The organism is Polaromonas sp., from assembly GCF_041689105.1.
Classification (GTDB): domain Bacteria; phylum Pseudomonadota; class Gammaproteobacteria; order Burkholderiales; family Burkholderiaceae_C; genus Polaromonas.
On record NZ_JBDNGU010000237.1, the window covers coordinates 1 to 2,253 of the forward strand.

Consider the following 2,253-nt stretch of genomic DNA (forward strand, 5'->3'; position numbering starts at 1 on the left):
AAGTGGCGCTTATCCAGCTGATTGAATGCAAAACCGTATCAGGCCTTGGGCAGGGTGTCCCACCAGCGATCGGCAAAACATCCCTGCAGGTAAGCCACAAAGGCCTGCACCTTGCCCGGCACCAGCTTGGGTGACGGAAACACGGCGTGGATTTCCTGCTCGGGCAGGCTGTGGTCAGCCAGCACTTCGAGCACCTGCCCCGAGGCCAGCGAATCGACCGCCACATAACGCGGCATGGCGGCAATGCCCAGACCGTTGCGCGCTGCCGCCAGCACAGCCGACAGGTTGTTGGAGCGCAGCCGGCCCGCCACCGGCACGGTCACCGCCTCCCCCTTGGGCGAGATCAGGCGCCACACGTCGTCGCCCAGCACACTGCTGTAGATCAACGCCGCATGGCTGCTCAGGTCTTTGGGCTTCTTCGGTGTGCCGTGTTTTTTCAGGTAACGCGGCGCCGCCACCATTACCCAGGGGTTCACACCAAGAAAGCGCGCACCCAGGCTGGAGTCGGCCAGCTTGCCCATGCGCACGGCCACGTCCAGGCCCTGCGACACCAGGTCGGTGTAGCGGTCCTCGAAGCTCAGGTCGAGCTGGACCTGCGGGTGCCTGTTCATGAAGTCGAGCGCCAGCGGCACGATCACGCGCCGGCCAAACGCCACCGAGGTGCCTATGCGCAACATGCCCTGGGCCTGGCTCTGTCGCAGGCGCACGATGTTGTCGGCCTCTTCGGTCTCCCGCACGATGATCTTGCATTTCTCGTAGTAGAGGGCGCCCGATTCCGTGAGGCTCACGCCGCGCGTGTTGCGGTTGAGCAGGCGCACCTTCAGGCGCTCTTCGGTCGCCGCGATCTGCTTGGAGACCGTGGGCTGCGTGGTCGAAAATTCGTGCGCCGCTTTCGAGAAGCTGCCGGTTTCCACCACCCGCACAAACATGTGCATGACCTGCAATCTGTCCATGCCGCATCATAGCCACTTATTCCATGGTGGAATAGCTTTTATGGTCCCGCCGCGTCTTCTAAGGGCCAGCCATGATGCCTACAGTCAAGCCTCCACAAAGGAGAAAAGACATGGCAAAAATGACAGCCGCCCAGGCCGCCGTCTGGGTGATGGAAAAAGAAGGCGTGACGCAGGCCTTTGGCATACCTGGCGCGGCCATCAACCCGCTGTACTCGGCGCTGCGCAAGCAGGGCACCATCAGCCACATCCTGGCGCGCCACATGGAAGGCGCCTCGCACATGGCCGAGGGGTACACCCGGGCCGCCGCCGGCAACATTGGCGTGTGCATAGGCACCTCCGGTCCGGCGGGCACCGACATGATCACTGGCCTGTACTCGGCGCTGGCCGACTCCATTCCGATTCTTTGCATCACCGGCCAGGCGCCCCGTGCACGCCTGCACAAGGAAGACTTCCAGGCGGTGGACATCGAGTCGATCTCCAAGCCTGTGACCAAATGGTCGGTGACGGTGCGTGAACCGGCCCTGGTGCCACGGGTCTTCCAGCAGGCCTTCCACATCATGCGTTCGGGTCGCCCCGGCCCGGTGCTGATCGACCTGCCCTTCGACGTGCAGATGGGCGAGATCGAATTCGATATCGACACTTATTCCCCGCTGCCGGTGTACAAACCTGCCGCGACACGCGCCCAGGTCGAGAAGGCCCTGGGCATGCTCAACGACGCCGAAAAACCGCTGATCGTGGCCGGCGGCGGCATCATCAACGCCGACGCCTCCGAACTGCTGGTGCAGTTTGCCGAGCTCACCGGCATCCCGGTGATCCCTACCCTGATGGGCTGGGGCACGATTCCGGACAACCACCCGTTGATGGCCGGCATGTGCGGCCTGCAGACCAGCCACCGCTACGGCAATGCCACCATGCTGGCCTCGGACTTTGTGATCGGCATCGGCAACCGCTGGGCCAATCGCCACACCGGCTCGGTCGAGGTCTACACCAAGGGCCGCAAGTTCGTGCACGTGGACATCGAGCCGACACAAATCGGCCGTGTCTTCTCGCCCGATTTCGGCATCGTCTCGGACGCCAAAGCGGCGCTGGCGCTGTTCGTGGAAGTCGCTACCGAATGGGCTGCGCAGGGCAAGCTGAAAGACCGTGGCGAATGGGCGTCGGCCTGCCGCTACCGCAAGGGCACCATGCTGCGCAAGACCAACTACGACGGCGTGCCGATGAAGCCGCAGCGTGTCTACCAGTGCATGACACGGGCTTTTGGCGAAGACGTGTGTTACATCAGCACCATCGGCCTGTCGCA

Annotated in this window: 2 protein-coding genes; one reads left to right on the forward strand and one right to left on the reverse strand. The window is 63.5% G+C overall.

Annotated features, from left to right (window positions below; genetic code table 11):
• Positions 1–38: 38 nt before the first annotated feature.
• The gene (locus ACESMT_RS21770; RefSeq protein ID WP_372828678.1) at positions 39–953 is read right to left on the reverse strand and encodes a LysR family transcriptional regulator; all 915 of its coding nucleotides are present in this window, start codon (positions 951–953) and stop codon (positions 39–41) included.
• 110 nt (positions 954–1,063) lie between these two features.
• Between ACESMT_RS21770 and gcl the strand changes: the two genes are divergently transcribed.
• Positions 1,064–2,253 (forward strand): glyoxylate carboligase (gene gcl / locus ACESMT_RS21775; RefSeq protein ID WP_372828679.1); only part of this gene is annotated, 1,190 nt, incomplete at its 3' end.

Bases quoted from the DNA above. Each gene is read 5' to 3' on its own strand.
- ACESMT_RS21770 (WP_372828678.1), bottom strand. From the start codon at position 953: ATGGACAGATTGCAGGTCATGCACATGTTTGTGCGGGTGGTGGAAACC.